This window comes from Pseudonocardia sp., from assembly GCF_050246655.1.
Taxonomy (GTDB): Bacteria; Actinomycetota; Actinomycetes; order Mycobacteriales; family Pseudonocardiaceae; genus Pseudonocardia.
Map to the genome: position 1 here is coordinate 31,878 of NZ_JBFWVQ010000022.1, position 21,327 is coordinate 53,204.

Below are 21,327 nucleotides of genomic sequence, written 5' to 3' on the forward strand. Positions count from 1 at the left end.
CGGGCTGTGGCGGGGTGTCCGTCGCCGGTCCGCCGTCCGGCACGGGCCGCAGGGCCGGCCCGGGTCCGCGTCCGGTCCCGCACGTCTCGCAGTCGGGGTCCGGCTCCGTCACCGCGCGGCGCAGCTCGCCCACCAGCTCGGCCAGCACCAGCGCCCGCGACGGGCGGTGGACGGGCCGGTCCTCCTGCCCCGCCGGGACAGGGTCGAGCTCGTCGAGGAACCGCGACGGCTGCTCGTCCTCCCCCTGCACCGCGCTGACCAGGAGCGTCCGCCGCGCGCGGGTGCAGGCCACGTAGAACAACCGTCGCTCTTCGGACAGCAGGGGCGCGATCCGGGACACCACGGCCGCCGGGTCCGCGACGCCCGCGACCGCGTCCACGAGCCGTTCCTGCCCGAGCAGGCTCCCGCGCAGCCGCAGGTCCGGCCAGCTGCCCTCCTGCACCCCCGGGACCGCGACGACCTCCCACTCCCGCCCCCGCGCCGCGTGCGCCGTCAGCAGCGCCACCGCTTCGGCCGGGGCGGCCCGCGCCGCCAGGGCCGTGTCGCCGGGCAGGTGCTGCTCGGTGAGGTAGGAGATGAAGCCCTCGACGTCCGCGCCGGGCAGCCGGTCGGTGTACCGGGCGGCGGCGTCGAAGAGGGCGAGGACGGCGTCGAGGTCGCGGTCCGCGGCCGCCCCCACCGGGCCGCCGCGGGCGCTCGCCTCGCTCCAGCGGGTCGCGAGGCCGCACCGCTCCCAGACGCGCCACAGAACCTGCTCCGCGCTCTCGCCGTCGCGCACCCCCTCGGCGGCCGCGGCGAGCAACCCCAACACCCGCTGCAGCGGCGCCGCCTCCCGGGGCGGGAGGGGGACGAGCGGATCGGGGCGGCCGCTCGCGGCGTCGCGGAGCAGCTCGACGAGGAGGGGATCGCTGCCGGCGCGCTCGTCGTCGGTGGCGTCGGGGGGGTTCCGTGGCTCGGCGGCCGCGGCTGCCCCGTTCTGCGTGGCCGCAGCTGCCCCGTTCTGCCCGGTCGCCGCGGTGGCCTGGGCTGGCCCGTCCTTCTCGGTCGCCGCGGTGGTGGCCCCGGTCCCCCCGGTCGGGCTCGCGGGCCCTGCCCGCTCGGTTGCACGAACGGCGCGTTCGTCCAGCTCAGCTGAACGAACGGCGCGCTCGTCCAACCGGCCGGGCCGCCCCGCGGCGTGCAGCCGAAGCAACGCGCGTCGCAACCTCCGCAGCCGCATCGGGTCCGCCGCTCCGAGCACGGACGTGAGCAGCGCGGACGCCGCGTCGGCGTCCAGCTCGTCCGGCCGGGCCGCGAAGCGCAGCACCATCAGCAGCGGGACGACCGCCGCCTGGCGGGCCAGCGGGAGCTCGTCCGGCGGCGCCGCGATCGGCACGCCCGCGGCGAGCAGCGCGCGGCGCAGCGCGGGCAGCGACCGGCGCGTCGAGCGGGACAGCACCGCCATCTGCGACCACGGGACCCCGTCGACGAGGTGCGCGCGTCGCAGGCGGTCCGCGACCCAGTTCGCCTCCTGCGCGGCCGAGACGAAGACCCGGACCGCAACCGTGCCATCCGTGGCTGCAGGGTCGCCGATCGCGGAGTCCGAGCCGGCGGCGTCATGGCGGCGAAGCTCCCCGTCGCCATCCGCGCCGTCGCTTCCGTCCCGGCAGCCATCCGCGCCGGCGGCGTCACGGCCGCGGAGCTCCCCGTCGCCATCCGCGCCGTCGCTTCCGTCCCGGCAGCCATCCGCGCCGGCGGCGTCACGGCCGCGGAGCTCCCCGTCGCCATCCGCGCCGTCGCTTCCGTCCCGGCAGCCACCCGCGCCGGCGGCGTCACGGCCGCGGAGCTCCCCGTCGCCATCCGCGCTGGTCGTGCCCTCGCCGCCCACCCGACAGCCATCCGCGCCGGCGCCGCCGCGGCCGTCCTCCCGGCAACCATCCACGCCGGCCAAACCCTCGCCGCCCGCCCGGGAGCCATCCGCGCCGGCGCCGCGACCGCGCTCGCCGTCGCCCGCGCCGGTCCTACCGCCGTCCGTACCGCCCGCGCCGCGGCCCGGCCGCCACGGACCCGCGCCCGGCAGCCGCGCCGCCAGCCCGACCCCCGCAGCACGGACCGCGGGCGCGCTGCGGTATCCCCCGCGCAGCACGACCGTCTCCGCCTCGATCCCTGCGAGCCCGCCCGGGTCGGCACCGCGGAAGCCGAGGACGGCCTGGTCCGGGTCCCCGGCGAGCAGAACGCTGCGCGCACCCGCGCCCAGCGCGCGGACCAGCTCCATCTGCTGGGGGTCGAGGTCCTGGGCGTCGTCGACGAGCAGGTGCCGGACGCGGTCGCTCTCGGCAGCGTAGAGCTCGGGGTCGGACGCGAGCGCGTCGAGTGCCGCCGTGACGAGCTCGGCGGAGTCCAGGGCGGGGGCCGTCGCCTGCGCGGCGGCCCGGCCCGCGGCGCCGCGCAGCTGCACGACGTGCTCGTAGACCTGGTGGAACCGCCCCGCGGCGGCCCACTCGTCGATGCCGTACCGCTCGCCCATCTCCGCGAGCCCGTCCGGCCCGAGGCTGCGCTCGGCGGCCCTCATCAGCAGCTCGCGCAGCTCGGTGGCGAAGGCGGGTAGGTGCAGGGCGGGGCGGACGCGGTCCGGCCAGCCGGAGTCGGGAGCATCGCCCGCGAGCTCGCCCGCGAGGAGGTCGCGGACGACCGCGTCCTGCTCCGCGCCCGCGAGCAGGCGCGGCGGCGGGTCGCCCTGGCGGGCCGCGTGCAGGCGCAGGATCCCGAACGCGTACGAGTGCAGGGTGCGGACCAGCGGCTCGCGCAGGGTCCGCACGCCGTCGTGGTTGTCGTCCTGCAGCTGGGCGGTGAGCCGCTCCCGCAGGTCGACGGCGGCGCGGCGGCTGCCCACGAGCAGCAACGTGCGTCCGGGATCGGCCCCAGCCCGCACGCGGGCGGCCGCGGCGGCGAGCAGCAGGGTCGTCTTGCCCGAGCCCGGCCCGCCGAGTACCCGCAGCACCCCGGACCCGTGGGCGAGCACGCGCAGCGCGTCGTCGTCCCACACCGGTGGTGCGGCGACCGGCCGTGGCCGCCGCACGAGGCCCGGTGCGGGCGCCATTCGGGATCGGCGGTCCGCCACGTGGCGATGCAACCACGCCCCTCCGACGGACCGGCACGCGGCGCGCCGCGGCGCAGGTCAGGGCACTCGGACGGCCTCGCCGCACCCTGCCGGGCGGGCCGGTGTCGGGCGGTTCGGTGGCTCGCACACATGTTCCGGCGCGGCCCGGTGGCTCGCACACATGTTCCAGCGCGGCCCGGCGGCTCGCACACATGTTCCAGCGCGGCCCGGCGGCTCGCACACATGTTCCAGCGCGGCCGGACGGCTCGCACACACCGAACGGCGATCACACACACCGCCGACACCCTGTGCCACCACCACCGGATGTGTGCCGACCACCGCACACATGTTCCAGCGCCTGTGCGCGGGCCAACGGCTCGCCCACCGACCCCACACCGCCCGACCCCGGCCGCACACATGTTCCAGCGCCCAGGCCCCGGCCCCGGAAGCCCCCATCCCGACCCCACACCGCCCCACCCGGACTCCTCCACCGCCCGCCCCCACATCCGGCGCGGTTCCACCGCGACCGCCGCGCCCCGGGCTGGCAGCATCGTCACGTGTCCGACGAGCTGCACGTCCGCGCCTACGGTCCCGACAACGGCCGTCCCGTCCTCGCCCTCCACGGGGTGACCGGCCACTCCGCGCGCTGGCGGGTGCTGGCGGCCGCACTGCCCGAGCTCCGGATCCTGGCCGTGGACCTGCGCGGCCACGGCCACTCGACGTGGAACCCGCCGTGGGACATCGAGCAGCACGTCGAGGATGCGCTCGCGATCCTCGACGCGGCGGAGCTGCCGCGGGCCGCCGTCCTGGGGCACTCGTTCGGGGCGGCGATCGCGCTGCACCTCGCGCGGACGGCGCCGCACCGGGTGGAGCGGCTCGCGCTCCTCGATCCCGCGCTGGGCCTCGATCCGCGCGAGATGCTGCTGGCCGCTGAGGAGGCCCGCGTGGACGAGACGTTCCCGGACCTGGTCGCGGCCCGCGCGCACCGGGCGATCCGCTGGGCCGGGATCGCCGACGAGCTCGTGGAGGCGGAGCTGGCCGAGCACCTCGTCACCGACGACGACGGGCGCCTGCGCTACCGCTACTGCCAGGCCGCGGTCGTGACGGCGTGGAGCGAGATGGCCCGCCCGGCCGTCCTCCCGCCGGAGGGGATGCCGACGCTGCTGGTCCCCGCGATGCAGGCGGAGTTCGTCAAGCCGCGGTGGGTGAAGGCGTGCCGGGCGGAGCTGGGCGACGCGCTCACGGTGGCCGAGCTCGACGCCGGGCACATGGTCTACCTCGAGCGCACCGACGACGTCGCGGCGCTCGTGCGGGCGTTCCTCGCGGGGGCGTGACGGTGGACGAGGAGACCGTCGAACGCGTCCGGGCGATCGTCCTGGCGATCCCGCCGGGTGAGACGCGCTCGTACGGCGAGGTGGCCAGTGAGGCGGGCCTGCGCTCGCCGCGGCTGGTGGGGCGGATCCTCGCGGAGGACGGTCACGACCTCCCGTGGCACCGGGTCCTGCGCGCGGACGGGACGGCCGCGCCGCACATCGCGCGGGAGCAGGCAGCGCGCTTGCGGGCCGAGGGGGTCTTCCTCGTGGACGGGCGGCTCCCGCCCCCCGCGCGGAGGTGATCGCCGGATCCGTGACATGAGCTGCACGGATGCAGCTCATGTCACAGGAACGGTGATCACGCGGCCCGGTCCAGCGCCGCCCGGATCTCCGCCACGCACGCCCCCGGCCGCGTCGTCAGGTCGTGCCAGGTGAACCGCAGCACCGTCCAGCCCTGCGCGACGAGGACGTTCTGGCGCCGCCGGTCGGCCCGGAACCGCTCGGCGTCGACATGCCACGCCCACCCGTCGACCTCGACGGCCACGCGCCGCACCACGAACGCGACGTCGATCCGGAACGGCCCGACGGGATGGCCGAGCACCCAGCCCGTGACCGCGGACTCGCGGAGCAACCGGACGAGCAGCCGCTCGGCCGCGGAGTCCGCGCGGTCCGCCGCCGCGGCCAGCAGGCGTCCGGCGGCCCGCGAACCGCGGCGCCCGAGCATGCGGCAGTAGGCGGCGTGCAGCTCGGGGAAACCGACATGGCGCTGGAGCACGCGGTCCAGGAACGTCGAACCGTCCGGCAGCACGACGGCCGTCTCCAGCGCGGCGAGCGGCGGGGCGATCAGCCGCAGGCCACCGCGGAACACCACGTCGCCCGGGGTCAGGTCGCGGCGATGCAGCACGATGCCGGGTCGGCGGCGAGGGCTGCAGGACGCGGGCACGGTGAGATCGACGACGGCGGGCACGTCGACCGGCTGACCGTGCAGGTACGCGGCCGACGGCCCGGACACGGCCGCCCGGTCCCCCGCCCAGAGCCAGGCCGCCCACACGCGGGCCTCGGGGCCGAGGCGGTGCCCGCCGACGAGGTGGACACCCGGGTGCAGCCGCCGCCAGCGCCCGTCCCGGACGCGCCGCTGCATCGTGGCGCTGGACAGACCGCACGCGCCCGCCTGGCGGACGGCGACCACCCCGGCCTGGCGGGCGACGATCTGCTCGAAGGACACCTCGGCAGGATCGACGAGTCGCGCCCCCGGTGGGCCGGAACGGGAGAACCCAGGTGAGGTGATCGCCGCAACCGTGACATGAGGTGCACGGGTGCAGGTCATGTCACGGGAACGGTGATCACCTCACTCACCCCGCACGCCACCCCGCCCCGCGGGTCCCCTTACGCCGTCCGCACCCCGGCCGCCAGCGCCGCCCGGTACCGCTGCACGACCAGCGCCGGCACCGCCGGGTGGTCCGCCAGAGGCTCGCCCACCACGTCCGCTCCGGCGGTATCGAGGTGCCGCTGGAAGAGCCCGGGCGCGAGCAACCACGAGGCGACGGCCACCCGGGCCGCCCCGGCGGCCCGCAGGTCCGCCACGGCGTCGGGCACCCGCGGCCCGCCCGCGGCGATGGTCGCGAGGGCTACCGGGCCGCCGAGCAGCCGCCCGAGGCGCCGGGCCGCGGTGGCGGAGTCCGCCTGCGCGGACACGTCGCTCGACCCGGCGACGGCGAGGACCACCGCGTCGTCGCGCCGCGCGCCCGCGTCGGCGAGCCGGGCCGCCGCCGCGGCGACCAGCAGGGGATCGGGGCCCAGCGCGTCCGCGATCAGGACATCGGCGCGCCCGGCAGCCCGCAGCTGCTCGGGCACGTCCACGCGCACGTGGTAGCCCGCGGCCAGGAACATCGGCACCGCGACGCACGGGCCGGGCAACCACGAGAGCGCCTCAGCAGGCGTCGGCGACCGCACGTCCGCGTAGCAGACCCGGACCTCCACCCCGGCCAGCGTGGACCGGACACCTGCGGCGATCCGTTCGACGACGACGGCACCGGCCGCCTCGCGCGTCCCGTGCGCGACGAGCAGCAAAGCGGGAGCCCCGGGCCGGCGTACGGCGAGCCCGGACGAGGTGGTCACCCTGCCATCGTCGCAGAGTGAGGTCACCGCACGTCACCGTGCAGGCAGTGACCTCCCACGGGGACGGGGCCCGCGCCGGGATCCAGCGCGAGCCGGTACCCGCGCTTCACCACGGTCTGGACCAGCGACGACACCCCCAGCGCCGACCGCAGGCGTGCGACGGCCGTCTCCACGGCGTGTTCGTCGTCACCCCCACCGGGCAGCGCGCGCAGCAGCTCGGCACGCGACACGACGCGTCCGGGACGGCGGGCCAGCGCCCGCAGGAGCGCCATCCCCGTCGGCGGCACCGGCCGCAGCTCGCCGTCCACGACGACGGCGTGGCCGCGCAACTCCACCCAGTGCCCGGCGATCGGCAGCCGCCGTGCCCTGCCGGGCAGCTCCGCCTCGAGGCGGCGCACCATGGCGCCGAGGCGCGAGCGCTGCGGCTGCACCGTCGGCACGTCCACGGCCTCCAGAGGCCCCGCGGTGACGGGACCGACGCAGAGCGCCACCACCGGGCCGCGCATCGCCGCGATCAGCTCGTCGCGCAGCCCGCGCTCGGCGGCCCGGGCGAGCAGGCTCGCGGCGGCCGGGGCGCTCGTGAAGACGAGGACGTCGACGCCGCAGGCGAGCGCGGTGTCGGTGAGGCGGTCCAGCGGCGCGAGCTCGGCGGGCGGCACCCACCGGTACACGGGCACCTCGACGACCTCCGCGCCCGCGACCCGCAACGCCTCCACGACGTCGGGCAGCGGCTCGCCGTGCAGCTGGACGGCGATGCGCAGGCCGTCCACCCCGCCGTCGAGCAGGTAGTCCAGCACCTCGGCCGACGACTCCGACGGTGGCGACCACTCGTCGGCCAGGCCAGAGGCCCGGATCGCGCCGCGCGCCTTGGGGCCGCGGGCGATGAGCCGGCCGCGGCCCAGCGCCTTGAGCAGGTCCTCACCGACGCCCCACCCGTCGGCGGCCTCGACCCAGCCGCGGAACCCGATCCCGGTCGTGGCGACGGTGATGTCCGGCGGGCGGGCGATGAGCTCCTCGGTCGCCTCGCGCAGGCGCGTGTCGTCGGCGAGCGGCACGATCCGGATCGCGGGGCCGTGCAGCACACAGGCCCCGCGGCGCTCGAGCATCGCGCCGAGCTCGTCCGCACGCCGCGCCGCGGTGACGCCGACGGTGAAGCCGGCGAGCGGCGGCACGGCCTGCTCGACGCCGAGCGCGGGGGCGGTCACGCCAGCCTCACCTCGACCCGAGAGTCGACGATCCGCACCGGGAAGCGGGGAAGCGACACGGCCGGGTCGTCCAGGCACCGCCCGTCGACCAGGCTGAACACCTGCTTGAAGACGGGGGACGCCACGGTGGGTTCGCCACCCCGGTCGCCGACGATGCCGCGCGACATCACCGCGGCGCCGGAGAACGGGTCGACGTTGCCGACGGCGTGGACGGTGCCGGCGTGGGTGCGGAACACGGCCACCTGGATGTCGCCGAACAGGGCCGCGACGCCCCGCTCCGGCTGCAGGGCCCCGACCGAGCAGACGCTCTTCCAGCACAGTGCCGTGCGCTCGCTCGTGACCGTCATCGGCGCACCTCCGGCATCCCGACCGCCACCGGAGCAGGCACGAGCTGGCCACGCTCGGTGACGAAGCTGATGGTCGGATCGGGGGTCCCGGGTGCGTTGACGAACGAGACGAACCGCGCGAGCTTCGCGGGATCGTCCAGCACACCGCGCCACTCGTCGGCGTAGTTCGCCACGTGACGGTTCATCGCGGCCTCCAGGTCGGCGCAGATTCCGAGGCTGTCGTCGACGATGACGGCTCGCAGGTGATCGAGCCCGCCGTCCATCGCCTCGATCCACGGGGCGGTGCGCTGGAGGCGGTCCGCCGTCCGGATGTAGAACATGAGGAAGCGGTCGATCAGCCGTACGAGGGTATCAGTGTCGACGTCCGACACGAGCAATTCGGCGTGACGGGGTGTAAACCCTCCGTTACCACCGACGTACAGGTTCCAGCCCTTCTCGGTGGCGATGACGCCGAAGTCCTTGCCCCGGGCCTCGGCGCACTCGCGGGCGCATCCCGACACCCCGGACTTGATCTTGTGTGGCGCGCGCAGCCCCCGGTAGCGCAGCTCCAGCGCGACCGCCAGCCCGACCGAGTCCTGCACCCCGTAGCGGCACCACGTGCTGCCGACGCAGGACTTCACCGTGCGCAGCGCCTTGCCGTAGGCGTGCCCTGACTCGAACCCGGCGTCCACCAGCCGCCGCCAGATCTCCGGCAGCTGCTCGACGCGGGCGCCGAACAGGTCGATCCGCTGCCCGCCGGTGATCTTGGTGTAGAGGTCGAAGTCGCGGGCGACCTCGCCGATCGCGATCAGACCCTCCGGCGTGACCTCCCCGCCCGGGATCCGCGGCACCACCGAGTAGGTGCCGTTGCGCTGCAGGTTCGCGAGGAAGTGGTCGTTGGTGTCCTGCAGCACCGCCTGCTCCCCGTCGAGGACGTGGCCGCCGCCGAGCGAGGCGAGGATCGACGCGACGGCGGGCTTGCAGATGTCGCAGCCGCGGCCGGAGCCGTGCCGGACCACCAGCTCGGAGAACGTGGCGATGCCCGCGCCCGCCACGATCTCGAACAGCTCGGCACGCGAGTACGCGAAGTGCTCGCAGAGCGCCTTCGACACCGCCACGCCCTGCTGCACCAGGAGCGACTTCAGCGACGGCAGGCACGACCCGCACGTCGTGCCCGCGCGGGTGCACGCCTTGAGCGCGGGGACGTCGTGGGCGCCTGCGGCGATCGCCGCGCAGATCGCGCCCTTCGTGACGGCGTTGCAGGTGCAGATCTGCGCGGAGTCCGGCAGCGCATCGGCCCCCACGTCGACGCCGCCGGGCGCGATCAGCGCCACCGGATCGGCCGGCAGCGGCTGCCCGACGAGCGGGCGCAGCGACGTGTAGCGCGACGCGTCCCCGACCAGGACCCCGCCGAGCAGCGTGGAGGCGTCGTCGGAGACGACGAGCTTCGCGTACGTGCCCGCCACCGGGTCGTTCACCACGACCGAGAGCGCCCCCGGCGTCGCCGCGTGCGCGTCGCCGAAGCTCGCGACGTCCACGCCGAGCATCTTGAGCTGCGTCGACATGTCCAGCTCGGCGGGCGTCATCGTCGCCTCCCCGCCGAGCAGCCGGTCCGCGACGACCTCCGCCATCGCGTAGCCCGGCGCCACCAGCCCGTACGTGCGGCCCTGCAGCGCGGCGCACTCGCCGACCGCCCACACGCGCTCGTCGACGGTGCGGCAGCGGGCGTCGACCAGCACGCCGCCGCGCTCGCCCACCGGCAGCCCGCACGCGCGGGCCAGCCCGTCCGCGGGCCGGATGCCCGCGGAGAAGACGACGAGGTCGGCGTCCAGCTCGATGCCGTCGGACAGGTGCGCCAGCAGGCGTCCCCGGTCCTGCTCGATCGCGGTGACCGAGACCCCGCAGCGCACGCCGAGGTCCCCGGACTCCACGAGGCGGCGGAGCAGCGCCCCACCGCCCTCGTCGACCTGCACCGGCATCAGCCGCGGCGCGATCTCCACCACCTGCGGCGACAGGCCGAGCAACCGCAGCGCCCGCGCCGCCTCCAGGCCCAGCAGGCCGCCGCCGACCACCACCGCCGAGCGCCTGCCCGCGCCCGGTCGCGCGACGGCCGCCCGTGCGGCGGCGGTGATCGCGTCCAGGTCGTCGAGGGTGCGGTAGACGAAGCAGCCCGGGAGCTCCCGGCCCGGGACGGGCGGGACGAACGGCACCGAGCCCGTCGCGAGCACCAGCGCGTCGTAGCCGACCTCCCGGCCGCTCGCGGTGCGGACAAGGTAGCGCTCGCGGTCGAGCTCCGCGACGGGGTCGCCGAGATGCCAGTCGATCCCGTCGACGGCGGGCAGCGTGAGGTCCTCGGCGGTGGCGCCGTCCACGTACGTGGAGAGCGCCACGCGGTCGTAGGCCGGGCGGGACTCCTCGGCCAGGACGGTGACCCGCCACGTGCCGCCGGCGTCGCGGTCGCACATCGCCTGCACGAGGCGGTGGGCGACCATGCCACCGCCGACGACGACGAGCTCGCGCGGCCTCCTGCTCACCGGGGCCCTCCCGTCGAGAACGACGTTGTGCTGATCAACAAGGCCTCCAGAGCTGCACAACGTCGTTCTCGACGGCGTACCGGGCTCATGCGGCTCCCTCCGCTCGGTCCGTCGACCCCACGGCGTGCAGGACCGGGGGCCTGCTGTCGGCGTTCGCGAGCCACGCGCAGATCCCGTCGACCGTGTCGCCGCAGCTGCCGCAGCCCGTGGCGGCGCGGGTGGCGCGGCGCAGGGCGCCGGGATCGGTGGCACCCGCCCGCCAGGCCGTGACGAGCGCGCCCTTCGTCACGCTGTTGCAGCGGCAGACCAGCGCGGACGCCGGCAGCCGGCCGGGGTCGGCCGTCTCGACCGCGCCACCGGGGAGCGCGCGGCCGAGCAGCAGGCCCAGCCGGTCCGACGGGGCGGGCGCACCGCTGTCGTAGAACTGCACCATCGACGCCGCGGCGTCGGGCAGGCCGATCGCCACCCCGCCGACGACGCGGTCGGCCCGCAGCGCGAGCGCGGCGTAGCGGCCGCCGGTGGGGTCGGCGAAGCGCAGGACCTCGCCGTCCCCGTCCAGCTCGGCCGGGTCGCCCACCACGGCGAGGTCGACGTCGCGTGCCTTCAGCCGGGTGACGGCCCGGGTGCCGTGGTAGCGCGCCGACGGCGCGGCCCCGGTGACGAGGTCCGCGAGCACCGCGGCCTGCTCCCAGCCCGGCTGCACGAGCCCGGCGACGCCGCCCGCGTGCTGGGCGCAGTCGCCGATGGCGTGGATGCGGTCGTCGGAGGTGGCGAGCCGGTCGTCGACGAGCACGCCGCGGTCGACCGCCACGCCCGCCTTCGCGGCGAGGTCGGTCTCGGCCCGCACACCCGCGGCGACGACAACCCCGTCCGCGGCGAGGAACGCGGTCGTCCCGTCGGCGTCCCGGTAGCGCAGGCCCTCACCCGGATGCCAGCTCACGGCGGTCGTGTCCAGCCGCACCTCGATGCCCAGCCGCTCGAGCGCGGCCGCGAGCACGCAACCCGCGCCCGGGTCGAGCTGGCGTTCCATGAGGTGGCCCACCGGATGCAGGAGGGTGACGCGCACGCCCCGCCCGGCGAGGCCCCGAGCGGCCTCGCAGCCGAGCAGCCCCCCGCCGAGCACGGCGAACCGCGCACCGGGGCGGGCCATCGCGAGGATGCGCTCGCAGTCGTCGAGGTCGCGGAACGCGGCGACCCCCTCGGCAGGCGCGTCGCCGTCCGCCAACCCCTCCACCGGCGGCACCCACGCGCGGCTGCCCGTGGCGAGGACGAGCTCGTCGTAGCGCTCGACCGCACCGTCCGAGCACGTCACCTCGCGACGCACCGGGTCGATCCCGGTGGCGGCGACGCCCAGCCGGAGGTCGACGCGGTGGCGCGCCGCCCAGCCCGGAGGGTGCAGCTCGACCGACCGGGCCGACAACCCGCCCGCGAGCACCGTCGAGAGCAGCACCCGGTTGTACGCGGGCCGCGCCTCGGCTCCGAGGACCGTCAGCCGGACGCGGACACCGCTCGGGTCCCGGCGGCGGACGTTCTCCACGAACCGGGCGCCGACCATCCCGTGACCGATCACCACCACACGACGGCTCATGCCCTCGACGCTAGAAATCGGTCGTTACGCGAATGCGATGTCACGTGACCTGCGCGTTACATGGTCCGCATTCCGGTCGCGGGCCGTCGTGAGGTCACGGTGCCGCTCGCCACACCTGCGGCGCAGGTCACACCCGTCGCGCGTCGGGTTCGACCGCCGCCAGCCTGCGCAGCAGATGGGCGCGCTGCGCGTCGTTCTGCGGAAGTGCCAGCGCGGCCGCGTACGCCTCCCGGGCCTCGCCACCGCGGCCCAGCCGGGCCAGCAGCTCGGCGCGGGCGGCGTGGAAGAGCGGGTAGGCGTCGAGCCCCGGCACCGCGTCGACGGCGGCGAGGCCCGGACCCGCACCGTCGCGCTCGGCCAGGGCGGCCGCCCGGTTGAGCCGCGCGACCGGTGTGTCCGCCACCGTGAGCAGGACGTCGTACCAGCTCACAATGGCCGCCCAGTCCGTCGCGGCGGACGTCGGCGCAAGCGCGTGGCAGGCGGCGATCGCGCCCTGGACGACGTAGGGGTCCGGGCGCTGCGGGGAGCGGCGCAGGCCGTCCCCGACCAGGACGACCCCCTCGGCGATCACCTCGCGCCGCCAACGGGTTCGGTCCTGGTCGGCCAGCAGGACCGGTTCGCCCGCGGCGTCGAAGCGCGTCGTGCGGCGCGAGTCGTGCAGCAACATGAGGCCGAGCAGCCCGAGCACCGTCGGCTCGTCCGGCATCAGCTCGTGCAGCAGCCTGCCCAGCCGTACCGCCTCGTCCACCAGGCCCACCCGAACCGCGTCGGCGCCTGCCGTCGCCGAGTACCCCTCGTTGAACAGCAGGTAGACGACCGCCGCAACGCCGCGCAGCCGGTCCGGCAGCTCGTGCGGCTCCGGCACCCGGTACGGGATGGCCGCCTGCGCGATCTTCTGCTTGCCCCGGGTCAGCCGCTTGCCCATCGTCGCCTCGGGGACCAGCAGCGCCCGGCCGACCTCCGCGGTGCCGAGCCCGCACAGCGTCCGCAACGCGAGCGCCACCTGCGTCTCGACGGCGAGCGCGGGATGGCAGCAGACGAAGACCAGCCGCAGCAGGTCGTCGCGCAGCACCTCTGGCGGATCCTCCGCGGGCGGTTCGAGGAGGGCCACGGCGTCCACCTCCTTGGCCGGGCGGGCGATCTCGCGGCGCATCAGGTCGACGGCGCGGCGGCGCGCGGTGAGGGTCAGCCAGGCGCGCGGTTGCGGCGGCACGCCGGTACGGGGCCAGGTCTCGAGCGCGCGCAGCGTCGCGTCCTGGACGGCGTCCTCCGCGAGGCCCAGGTCGCCGGTGAGCCGGACGAGGGTCGCGAGGACCCGGCGGCCCTCGTCGCGCACGAGCACGACGAGGGCCTCCTGCGGGGTGGGCCCGGTCCTCACCCGCCGAAGTCGATGACGGGCCGGACCTCGACCGTCCCGCCCTGCCAGGCCGCCGGGATCGTGGCCGCGACCTTCACCGCCTCGTCCAGGTCGGCGCATTCGAGCAGGTAGAACCCGGTGAGGACCTCCTTGGTCTCTGCGAACGGGCCGTCGCTCGTGAGGACGTCGCCGCCCTTGCCGCCCTCCACCCGGACGGTGGTGGCGGTCGGGGTCGGGTAGAGCGCGGCACCCCCGCGGATGATGGCCGCGGCGGCCTCACCGAACTCCGTGTACTCCACGGTCTCGGTGGCGAACTCGGGCTGCGACCAGTCGACGTCGGCGGTGTAGATGAGTGCGGCGTACTGCGGCATGGGTGCTCCTGGGGTTCCGGGCCGGCCCGGGGTGGGCGGCTTCACCCTAGGGACGAACGGGCCGGGGCCAGAAGGACACCACGCACCGGGAAAGTTCGGTGATCGCCAGTTCCGTGCCATGACGTGCACCGGTGCACGTCATGGCACGGGAACAGTGATCACGGCTCGACGGCGACCGGTTCGAGCCGCACCGCGCACACCTTGAACTCCGGCATCCGGCTCACCGGGTCCAGCGCCGGGTTCGTGAGGAGGTTCGCCGCGCCGTCCGCACCGAAGTGGAACGGCAGGAACACCGTGTCGTGACGCAGCGAGGGCACGCACCGCACCCGCGCGCGCGTCGTCCCGCGCCGGGACACCACCTGCGCCTCGTCGCCGGGCGCGAGCCCCGCACGTGCGGCGGTGTCCGGGTGGACCTCGACGAACGCCTCCGGCTCGACGGCCACCAGCTCGGCGACGCGGCGGGTCTGCGCGCCGGACTGGTAGTGGGTGAGGACGCGGCCGGTGGTCGCCCGCAGCGGGAAATCCGCATCGGGCAGCTCCGCGGCCTCGACGTGGTCGACGGCGACGAAGCGGGCCCTCCCGTCGGGATGGGCGAACCGGTCGAGGAACAGCCGCGGGGTGCCCGGGTGCGGGGCAGCGGCCCCGGACGCCTCCGATGCCCCCGAGGTCGAAGACGGCCCCGATGCCACCGCCGCCCCGGCCGCGTCACCGCCCGCCGGCGCGCCGGCCCCGGGCGCGCCCGCCCCGGGTTGCAGCGCCCCGGGTTGCAGCGCCGCGTCCGGGCACGGCCAGTGCAGCGCCTCCCCCGCGTCCAGCCGGTCGTAGGTGACGCCGGAGTAGTCCGCCTTCCCGCCCGCGGACGCGCGGCGCAGCTCGTCGAACACCACCCGCGGCTCGGCGGGGAACCCGGACACGCCGAGCGCGCCCGCGAGCCCGGAGATCACCTCCAGGTCGGTGCGCACGCCCGGCGGGGGCGGCATCGCCCGCCGCCGGCGCAGCACCCGCCCTTCGAGGTTGGTCATCGTTCCCTCCTCCTCGGCCCACTGCGCCACCGGCAGCACCACGTCGGCGGACGCCGCCGTCTCACCGGGGAGGAAGTCGGCGACGACGAGCAGGTCCAGCGCCGCGAGCCGATCGGCGACCGCACCCGCGTCCGGGGCCGAGACCAGCATGTTCGAGCCGAACACGAGCATCGCCCGCGGCCCGCCGGGCGTCCCGAGCGCGGCGAGCAGCTCCGTCGCGCTGCGCCCCGGCCCGGGGAGCGTCTCCGGTTCCACGCCCCACACGGACGCGACGTGCGCCCGCGCCGCCGGGTCGTCGATCATGCGGTAGCCGGGAAGCTGGTCGGCCTTCTGCCCGTGCTCGCGCCCGCCCTGGCCGTTGCCCTGCCCGGTGATCGTCCCGAAGCCGGACCCCGGGCGTCCGGGCAACCCGAGGGCGAGCGACAGGTTGATCCACGCCGAGACGGTGTCGACGCCGTGGGCGTGCTGTTCGGCGCCGCGGGCGGTGAGGACGTAGGCGTTCGCCGCTTCCGCGACCAGGTCGACGACCCGCCGCATGTCCGCGGCCGCGACCCCGCACACCCGTTCGGCGCGCTCCGGCCACCACTGCGCGGCGACGCGCCACGCCTCGTCGAACCCGCTGGTCCGAGCGTCGAGATAGGCCGTGTCGAGATGCCCCGCGACGACGGCGGCGTGCAGCATCCCCAGCGCGAGCACGAGGTCCGTCCCCGGCACCGGCGCCAGGTGCAGCCCACCGGAGGCGATCGCCCGCTCGGCGGTGGGTGTGCGCCGCGGATCGACGACGACCAGCCGCGCGCCCGCGAGGTGCCCCATGAACGGCGGCATCGTCTCGGCGACGTTCGCGCCGGCCAGCAGGACGACGTCCGCCCTGGCGAGGTCCGCGACGGGGAACGGCAGGCCCCGGTCCACGCCGAACGCCCGGTTGCCCGCCGCGGCCGCCGACGACATGCAGAAGCGGCCGTTGTAGTCGATCTGCGAGGTCCCGAGCGCGACGCGGGCGAACTTGCCCAGCGCGTAGCACTTCTCGTTGGTGAGCCCGCCGCCGCCGAAGACCGCGACGGCGTCCGGGCCGTACTCGGCCCGCAGCCTGCGCAGCCGTCCGGCGACGTAGCCGAACGCGGTGTCCCAGTCGACGGCCCTGCCGTGCACGACCGGCGTACGCAGGCGTCCCGGGTGGGTGAGCAGCGACCCCGACGTCCAGCCCTTCTGGCACATCCCGCCCCGGTTCGTCGGGAACTCCCGGCCGTCGACGGCGCCGTCTCCGGCGACCCACTGCCCGCACTGCAGGGCGCAGTACGGGCAGTGGGTGGCGATCCGGGGGGTGAGGGAGGCGGTCACACGCCCGCGTAGGCCAGGCGCGGGCTCTTCGCCTCCGCGGGCGCGGGCCGCAGGTAGACCACCCAGGTCACCGCGACGCACACCACGTAGAAGGCGAGGAAGGCCCAGAACGCCGCGTCACCGGACTTCGTCGCGAGGAACGACTGCCGGAAGGCGAGGTTGATGAAGAGCCCGCCGAGGGCACCGACCGCGCCGGCGATGCCGATCACCGCACCGGAGATCCGGCGGGCCTTCATCTTGGCCGCGACCGGGTCCGCCCCCTCCGCGGCGGCGACCCGCGCCTGGCCGGCGAAGATCGCCGGGATCATCTTGTAGGTCAACCCGTTGCCGATCCCGGTGGTGACGAAGAGTGCGATGAACGCGACGACGAAGACCGCCAGCGACTCGATCGACGACGCGTAGATGATCAGGCCGGTGAACACCCCCATCGCGGCGAAGTTCCAGAAGGTCACCTTCGCGCCGCCGAGCTTGTCGGCGAGCCTGCCGCCGACCGGCCGGATGATCGAGCCCAGCAGCGGGCCGATGAACGTCACGGCCGCGGCCTGCAGCGGGGTACGGCCGAACTGGTTCTGCAGCACCAGCCCGAACGCGAAGCTGTAGCCGATGAACGACCCGAACGTCCCGATGTAGAGGAACGACATGATCCAGGTCTGCGACTCCTTGCAGGCCTCCACGAAGGAGCCCGTGTCGTTGCGGACCGAGGAGATGTTGTCCATCCTCAGCGCGGCCAGCACGGTCGCGACGACGATCAGCGGGATGTAGATGCCGAACAGGATCTGCGGCGCGGACGTCCCGGCGGTCGCGATGATCGCCAGGCCGATCAGCTGGATGACGGGGACGCCGATGTTGCCGCCGCCGGCGTTCAGCCCGAGCGCCCAGCCCTTGAGCCGCTCCGGGTAGAACGTGTTGATGTTCGTCATCGACGAGGCGAAGTTGCCGCCGCCGAGACCGCCGATCGCCGCCACGACCACGAACGTCGTGTAGGACGTGCCCGGATGCATCACGACGGCGGCGAGGATCGTCGGGATCAGCAGCAGCCCCGCGCTGATGATCGTCCAGTTGCGGCCGCCGAACCGGGCCACCGCGAACGTGTAGGGCAGCCGCAGGATCGAGCCGACGAGGGTGGGCACCGCGACGAGGAAGAACTTCCCCGCGGCGTCGATCCCGTACTCCGGGCCCATGAAGAGCACGAGCACCGACCACATCGTCCAGATGGAGAACCCGATGTGCTCGGCGAGGATCGAGAAGGTGAGGTTGCGCTTGGCGATCTTCGATCCGGTGCGCTCCCAGAAGTCGGGGTCCTCGGGCTCCCAGTGATCGATCCAGCGACCTCTCACCAACGACGCAGGGGCAGAGGCGGGGGCTTCAGGCGCGGCAGTCATGGGGACCGACGCTAGGAACGCTCCGTTACCCGGCCGTGCGTCGTGTGTGACGCCCTCGCAAAGTGCTGCTCACTCACGGACCGGCCGGTTGTGAGCGGGTCAGAGCTGATCAGAGCTGATCAGTGCTGATCAGGGCCGACCAAGTGCTCATCAGAGCCGCTCGCGGACCAGATCCGCGACCCGCTGCAGGCCCACCATGGACCGCGGAGACGCGTCCGGGTGCTGGGCGTGCAGGGCGAGCCGGTGCAGCACCGCCCGCAGCAGCATCTGCGGCCACTCCGCCACCGGGGACCACCGGTCCAGCAGGGTGTCCTCCGCGCCGCCCCACGCCACCGCGTCCACCGCGACGACCGCCGTCGCCCACTCCGCGGGCCGCCAGGCCGGCACCAGGTCCACCATCGCGGGCGGCTGCCCGCCGTCGAAGAGCAGCGAGCCGAACAGTTCCGCGTGGACGACCTGCGGCGCGAGCCGCACCGGCCGCCGCAACGGCACCAGCTCCGCGTAGAGCCGCCCGCCGTGACTCGGGTCGAGCGTCAGCCTGCGCTCCCCCCACGCCCCGGCCGCGCACCAGGACAGCAGGTCGTCGCGGTCGTCCAGCAGCCGCGGGCGGGGCAGCGTCGCGATCGCGGAATGCAGGCGGACGGCCGCCTCGAGCATCTCGTCGTGGCGCGGCTCCACCCGTCCGGGCAGGTAGCGGCACGCCGCCCAGCCGGCGACCACCCATCGACCGTCCGAGGACCGCAGGGGCTGCACCAGCCGCAACCCCGGCACCCGCAGCCCGTCCAGTACGGAGGCCGACCACGCCGCCACCGCGTTGTCCGGCACCGGGCGGATCAGCACGTCCCGGTCGCCCTCGCCCACGCAGTGCCAGGCTCGCCTGCCCGCCCACATCACCGCGCGAGGTTCGGCCTCGCCCACCCCGAACGCGCTGCGCACGTGGGGTGGCAGCGCGGTGCCTGCGGTGTCGGGGAGCAGGGCGGCGGCGGTCACGATCCCGGAGGTTAACGCCGCGCGGCTCCGCGTCACCGGAGCCACGCGGTACCCGATCGGGAACGGTGCGCGGCCGGGGTGTCCGGACGCGGGGTGCGGGGGTGCGCTGCGGGGGTCACGGTCGTCGGGTCTCAGTCGTCGGGTCTCAGTCGTCGGGTCTCAGTCGTCCGAGTCACCATCGTCGGAACCGCCGTCGCTCCACCCGTACGAGTCATCGGAGTCATCGGAGTCGTAGGCGTCGTCCGAATCATCCGAATCATCCGAGTCGGAGTCGGAGTCGGAGTCGGAGTCGGAGTCGGAGTCGGAGTCGGAGTCGGAGTCGGAGTCGGAGTCGGAATCGGAGTCGGAATCCCTCGACGCGTCGAAGTACCCGTCGCGGGCGATGGAACCGGACCGGTCCCAGTTCTTGATGTCGCTCGTCTCCAGCGAGCCGCTGCTCGACCTCGTCCGGTGGGCGTCGGTGTCGTCCGGCAGGTCGTCGGTGTCCACGCTGCCGTCGCCGAAGGTCTTCGCCATGGACTCGGCGACCTCCTTCGCGGCTTCGCGGTCCTCGTCGGACGGCCCGTCGGACGAGGGGTCCCGACGCTCCTGCTCGTCGGCCTGCCGGACGCCCTCGGAGACCGCGCCCGCGATCAGCCCGCCGAACCCGCCGCCGTACGACAGGGCAAGTGGCTGCGGGGCGGGGGCGACCTGGCGCACCCCGTTCACAACGCCGCCGACCGCCTTCCCGACGGCTCGTGGCGCGTCGCGGGGGCCGCGCGGGTCCGGCGGGGCACCGTTCGGGACGTCGTAGCGGACCCGGCTGATCAGCGATCCGGCCCGTTCCACGAGCGCCTCCGGCCGCTTGGCCCGCGCGGGCCCGTCCGGGGTGGGCGGGGCGCCCCCGTTGTCCAGCGACTGGATCACCAGGCCGCTGACCAGCTCGGTGTGCCGATCGTCGGCGGGCAGCGGGGTGCGGGCAGCGGTGGCGACGGCCTGTTCGAGCCGGGCAACCTCGGCGCGGCGGGCCTCCACCTCGATCATCTGGATGTCGCGCTGCGCGGTGAGCGACGCGACCGCGAGGATCTCCTCCGGCGTGCGCCTGCCGGGTGGTGGCGCGATGGCGAGAGCGGCCTCGATGTCGGCGAGCCGCTGCTCGGCCAGCCGGAGCCGCGACCGGGCCTCGGTGAGCTCCGCGAACAGCGCCAGCTGGGATCGCAGCGACGCCTGCCGCTGCAGGAGCAGCAGCTTGCGTGCCTCGAGGGCCTCGATCGGTGCGGAGCGGGCGGCGGCACGCTGGGTGTCGGCGGCGCGGTTCCAGACGATCTCGGTGTCGGCGATGACGTCGAGCTGGCGGTTGACCGAGTCGAGGGCGCGCTGGGCACGCACCGCCCACTGGTCGAGGGTCTCCCCGGCGGGCACGGCCTCGACCGGAACCGCCGACGGCCGGGCGGCGGTGTCCGCGGTGGCAGCCGTGTAGCTGCCGGCGAGCACCGCGATGGCGCTCAGGGCCGCCATGGCGCGCCGGAGCAGCGAACGCGGTTCGGGAACGGGCTCACTCGTCCCGCGTGCGGCGGTGGCACGTGCCGCGGTCACCTTCGCCTCGACGGCCCTCGCCGTTCGGGGCCCGGCGGCCCCGGTCCCTGCGGCCGTGGGCCCGGCGGTCCGGGCTGCCGCCGCCGGGGCCGGCGCCGGGGGATCGGGACGCCCGGTCGGGAGGTCGTGGGCCGGCTCCGGCGACGCGACGCCCGACTCCATCGACGTCCGGACCGGCGACGGCACCGGCGGCACCTGCAGCTCCACCGGCACGACCTGCGGCTGCACCGCCAGCACCTGCGGCGGGTGCGACGGCCGGACGTTGAGCGCCTGCGGTGCCGAGACCTGGGGCCGGGCCACCGGCACAGATGCCGGAACGTGAGCCGATCCCGCCGGGCCGTCGGGCCGGTCGACGGGCGACGGACGCTCCGGCGGGCTCACCTCGCCGGTGGCCACCCCATCCGAGGCACCGGCGTCACCTGCGGCACCGGCGGCGTGCGGCGCGCCGTCCAGCGGCGGGGGCGCGACGGCCCATCCGGCCTCGGGCGACCAGCCCGGACCGCCGGCGTCGGGGCGGTCCGGCACCTGGTGCGGCGCCGGCGCCATCCCCGAGGCGGGCAGCGTCCCCGGTGCGGGCGCCACCCTCGACGAACGCAGCGACTCCGACGCAGGCAGCTCCCCCGACGCGACCTCCGCGCCCCCCGGCTCGGCCGCAAGCTCCGTTCCGGCCGGATCGGGCGCGTCCACCCACGGCAGCACCTCCGCCAACCGCGCCGCCTGCCCTGCCGCCGAGGCGGCCGCCGACGCCGCCCGCCGCGCCCGCCGCGCGACGGCGCGGTGTTCGGGTCCGCAGTAGCGTCGCGCGGGGCGACCGGCGACGTCCATGATCGGAGCGCCGCATCCGGGCAGCTCGCATCGCATCGTCCTGCCCGGCAAGAGTCCCCGCCCCCCTCGCAGCACCCCGACGGCCACGCCGTTGCCGCGGTCCACCCCGAACCATCGCCATGATCGAGGATCATGAGCGTAGCGCCGTTCGGCCCCACCGACGATGCTCCGCACGGAGGTCCATGCCTCTCGTTGTTGATCACGGACCGTCATGGCCCGCCACAGCCGCCACCACCTCGTGCGACCGTCGTCCACCGGTCGAGCGCACGCCCCCCGATCTCCGGGCCCGGCCCTGGTCGGGGCA

Annotated in this window: 15 protein-coding genes; 2 read left to right on the plus strand and 13 right to left on the minus strand. The window is 75.6% G+C overall.

Annotation, left to right across the window (positions count from 1 at the left end):
- A partial coding sequence (locus AB7J25_RS10360; protein WP_428507568.1) for an ATP-dependent helicase occupies positions 1-3,079 on the minus strand: 3,079 nt, incomplete at its 3' end.
- Between the two features lie 557 nt (positions 3,080-3,636).
- Here AB7J25_RS10360 and AB7J25_RS10365 point away from each other — a divergent pair.
- Both AB7J25_RS10365 and AB7J25_RS10370 read left to right on the plus strand, forming a co-directional pair.
- Positions 3,637-4,413 carry an alpha/beta fold hydrolase gene (locus AB7J25_RS10365; RefSeq protein WP_428507570.1) on the plus strand — a complete coding sequence of 259 codons (777 nt, stop codon included), beginning with the start codon at positions 3,637-3,639 and terminating at the stop codon, positions 4,411-4,413.
- A gap of 2 nt (positions 4,414-4,415) precedes the next feature.
- Positions 4,416-4,694 carry an MGMT family protein gene (locus AB7J25_RS10370; protein WP_428507572.1) on the plus strand — a complete coding sequence of 93 codons (279 nt, stop codon included), beginning with the start codon at positions 4,416-4,418 and terminating at the stop codon, positions 4,692-4,694.
- 56 nt (positions 4,695-4,750) lie between these two features.
- On the opposite strand, the gene AB7J25_RS10375 is transcribed toward AB7J25_RS10370, so the two are convergent.
- From AB7J25_RS10375 to AB7J25_RS10430, 12 genes are all read right to left on the minus strand, one after another.
- Positions 4,751-5,617, minus strand: coding sequence for an endonuclease domain-containing protein (locus AB7J25_RS10375; protein ID WP_428507573.1), 867 nt, complete (start codon positions 5,615-5,617; stop codon positions 4,751-4,753).
- Positions 5,618-5,778: 161 nt separating this feature from the next.
- A complete protein-coding gene (locus tag AB7J25_RS10380; RefSeq protein ID WP_428507575.1) occupies positions 5,779-6,510 on the minus strand; it encodes a sirohydrochlorin chelatase in 732 nt (243 codons plus the stop codon).
- Between the two features lie 23 nt (positions 6,511-6,533).
- A complete protein-coding gene (locus tag AB7J25_RS10385) occupies positions 6,534-7,715 on the minus strand; it encodes a uroporphyrinogen-III synthase (protein WP_428507577.1) in 1,182 nt (393 codons plus the stop codon).
- On the minus strand, positions 7,712-8,062 hold the full coding sequence (nirD, locus tag AB7J25_RS10390) for a nitrite reductase small subunit NirD (protein ID WP_428507579.1): 351 nt from the start codon (positions 8,060-8,062) through the stop codon (positions 7,712-7,714). Before nirD ends, AB7J25_RS10385 begins: the two co-directional genes overlap by 4 nt.
- Positions 8,059-10,575: a nitrite reductase large subunit NirB gene (gene nirB / locus AB7J25_RS10395; RefSeq protein WP_428507581.1), complete on the minus strand. Its 2,517-nt coding sequence runs from the start codon at positions 10,573-10,575 to the stop codon at positions 8,059-8,061. The genes nirD and nirB overlap by 4 nt, the downstream gene beginning before the upstream one ends.
- 85 nt (positions 10,576-10,660) lie before the next feature.
- A complete protein-coding gene (locus AB7J25_RS10400; RefSeq protein WP_428507583.1) occupies positions 10,661-12,163 on the minus strand; it encodes an FAD-dependent oxidoreductase in 1,503 nt (500 codons plus the stop codon).
- Positions 12,164-12,290: 127 nt separating this feature from the next.
- Positions 12,291-13,541: an RNA polymerase sigma factor gene (locus tag AB7J25_RS10405; protein ID WP_428507585.1), complete on the minus strand. Its 1,251-nt coding sequence runs from the start codon at positions 13,539-13,541 to the stop codon at positions 12,291-12,293.
- Positions 13,538-13,891: a YciI family protein gene (locus AB7J25_RS10410; protein ID WP_428507586.1), complete on the minus strand. Its 354-nt coding sequence runs from the start codon at positions 13,889-13,891 to the stop codon at positions 13,538-13,540. Before AB7J25_RS10410 ends, AB7J25_RS10405 begins: the two co-directional genes overlap by 4 nt.
- A gap of 158 nt (positions 13,892-14,049) precedes the next feature.
- Entirely contained in the window at positions 14,050-16,128 is a 2,079-nt protein-coding gene (locus AB7J25_RS10415) for a molybdopterin oxidoreductase family protein (RefSeq protein WP_428507614.1), read from the minus strand.
- 119 nt (positions 16,129-16,247) lie between these two features.
- Positions 16,248-17,633 carry a nitrate/nitrite transporter gene (locus tag AB7J25_RS10420; RefSeq protein WP_428507587.1) on the minus strand — a complete coding sequence of 462 codons (1,386 nt, stop codon included), beginning with the start codon at positions 17,631-17,633 and terminating at the stop codon, positions 16,248-16,250.
- Positions 17,634-17,783: 150 nt separating this feature from the next.
- Complete coding sequence (locus AB7J25_RS10425) at positions 17,784-18,623, minus strand: TIGR02569 family protein (RefSeq protein ID WP_428507589.1); 840 nt, start codon at positions 18,621-18,623, stop codon at positions 17,784-17,786.
- Positions 18,624-18,782: 159 nt separating this feature from the next.
- Positions 18,783-21,023, minus strand: coding sequence for a hypothetical protein (locus AB7J25_RS10430; protein ID WP_428507591.1), 2,241 nt, complete (start codon positions 21,021-21,023; stop codon positions 18,783-18,785).
- Positions 21,024-21,327: the final 304 nt, after the last annotated feature.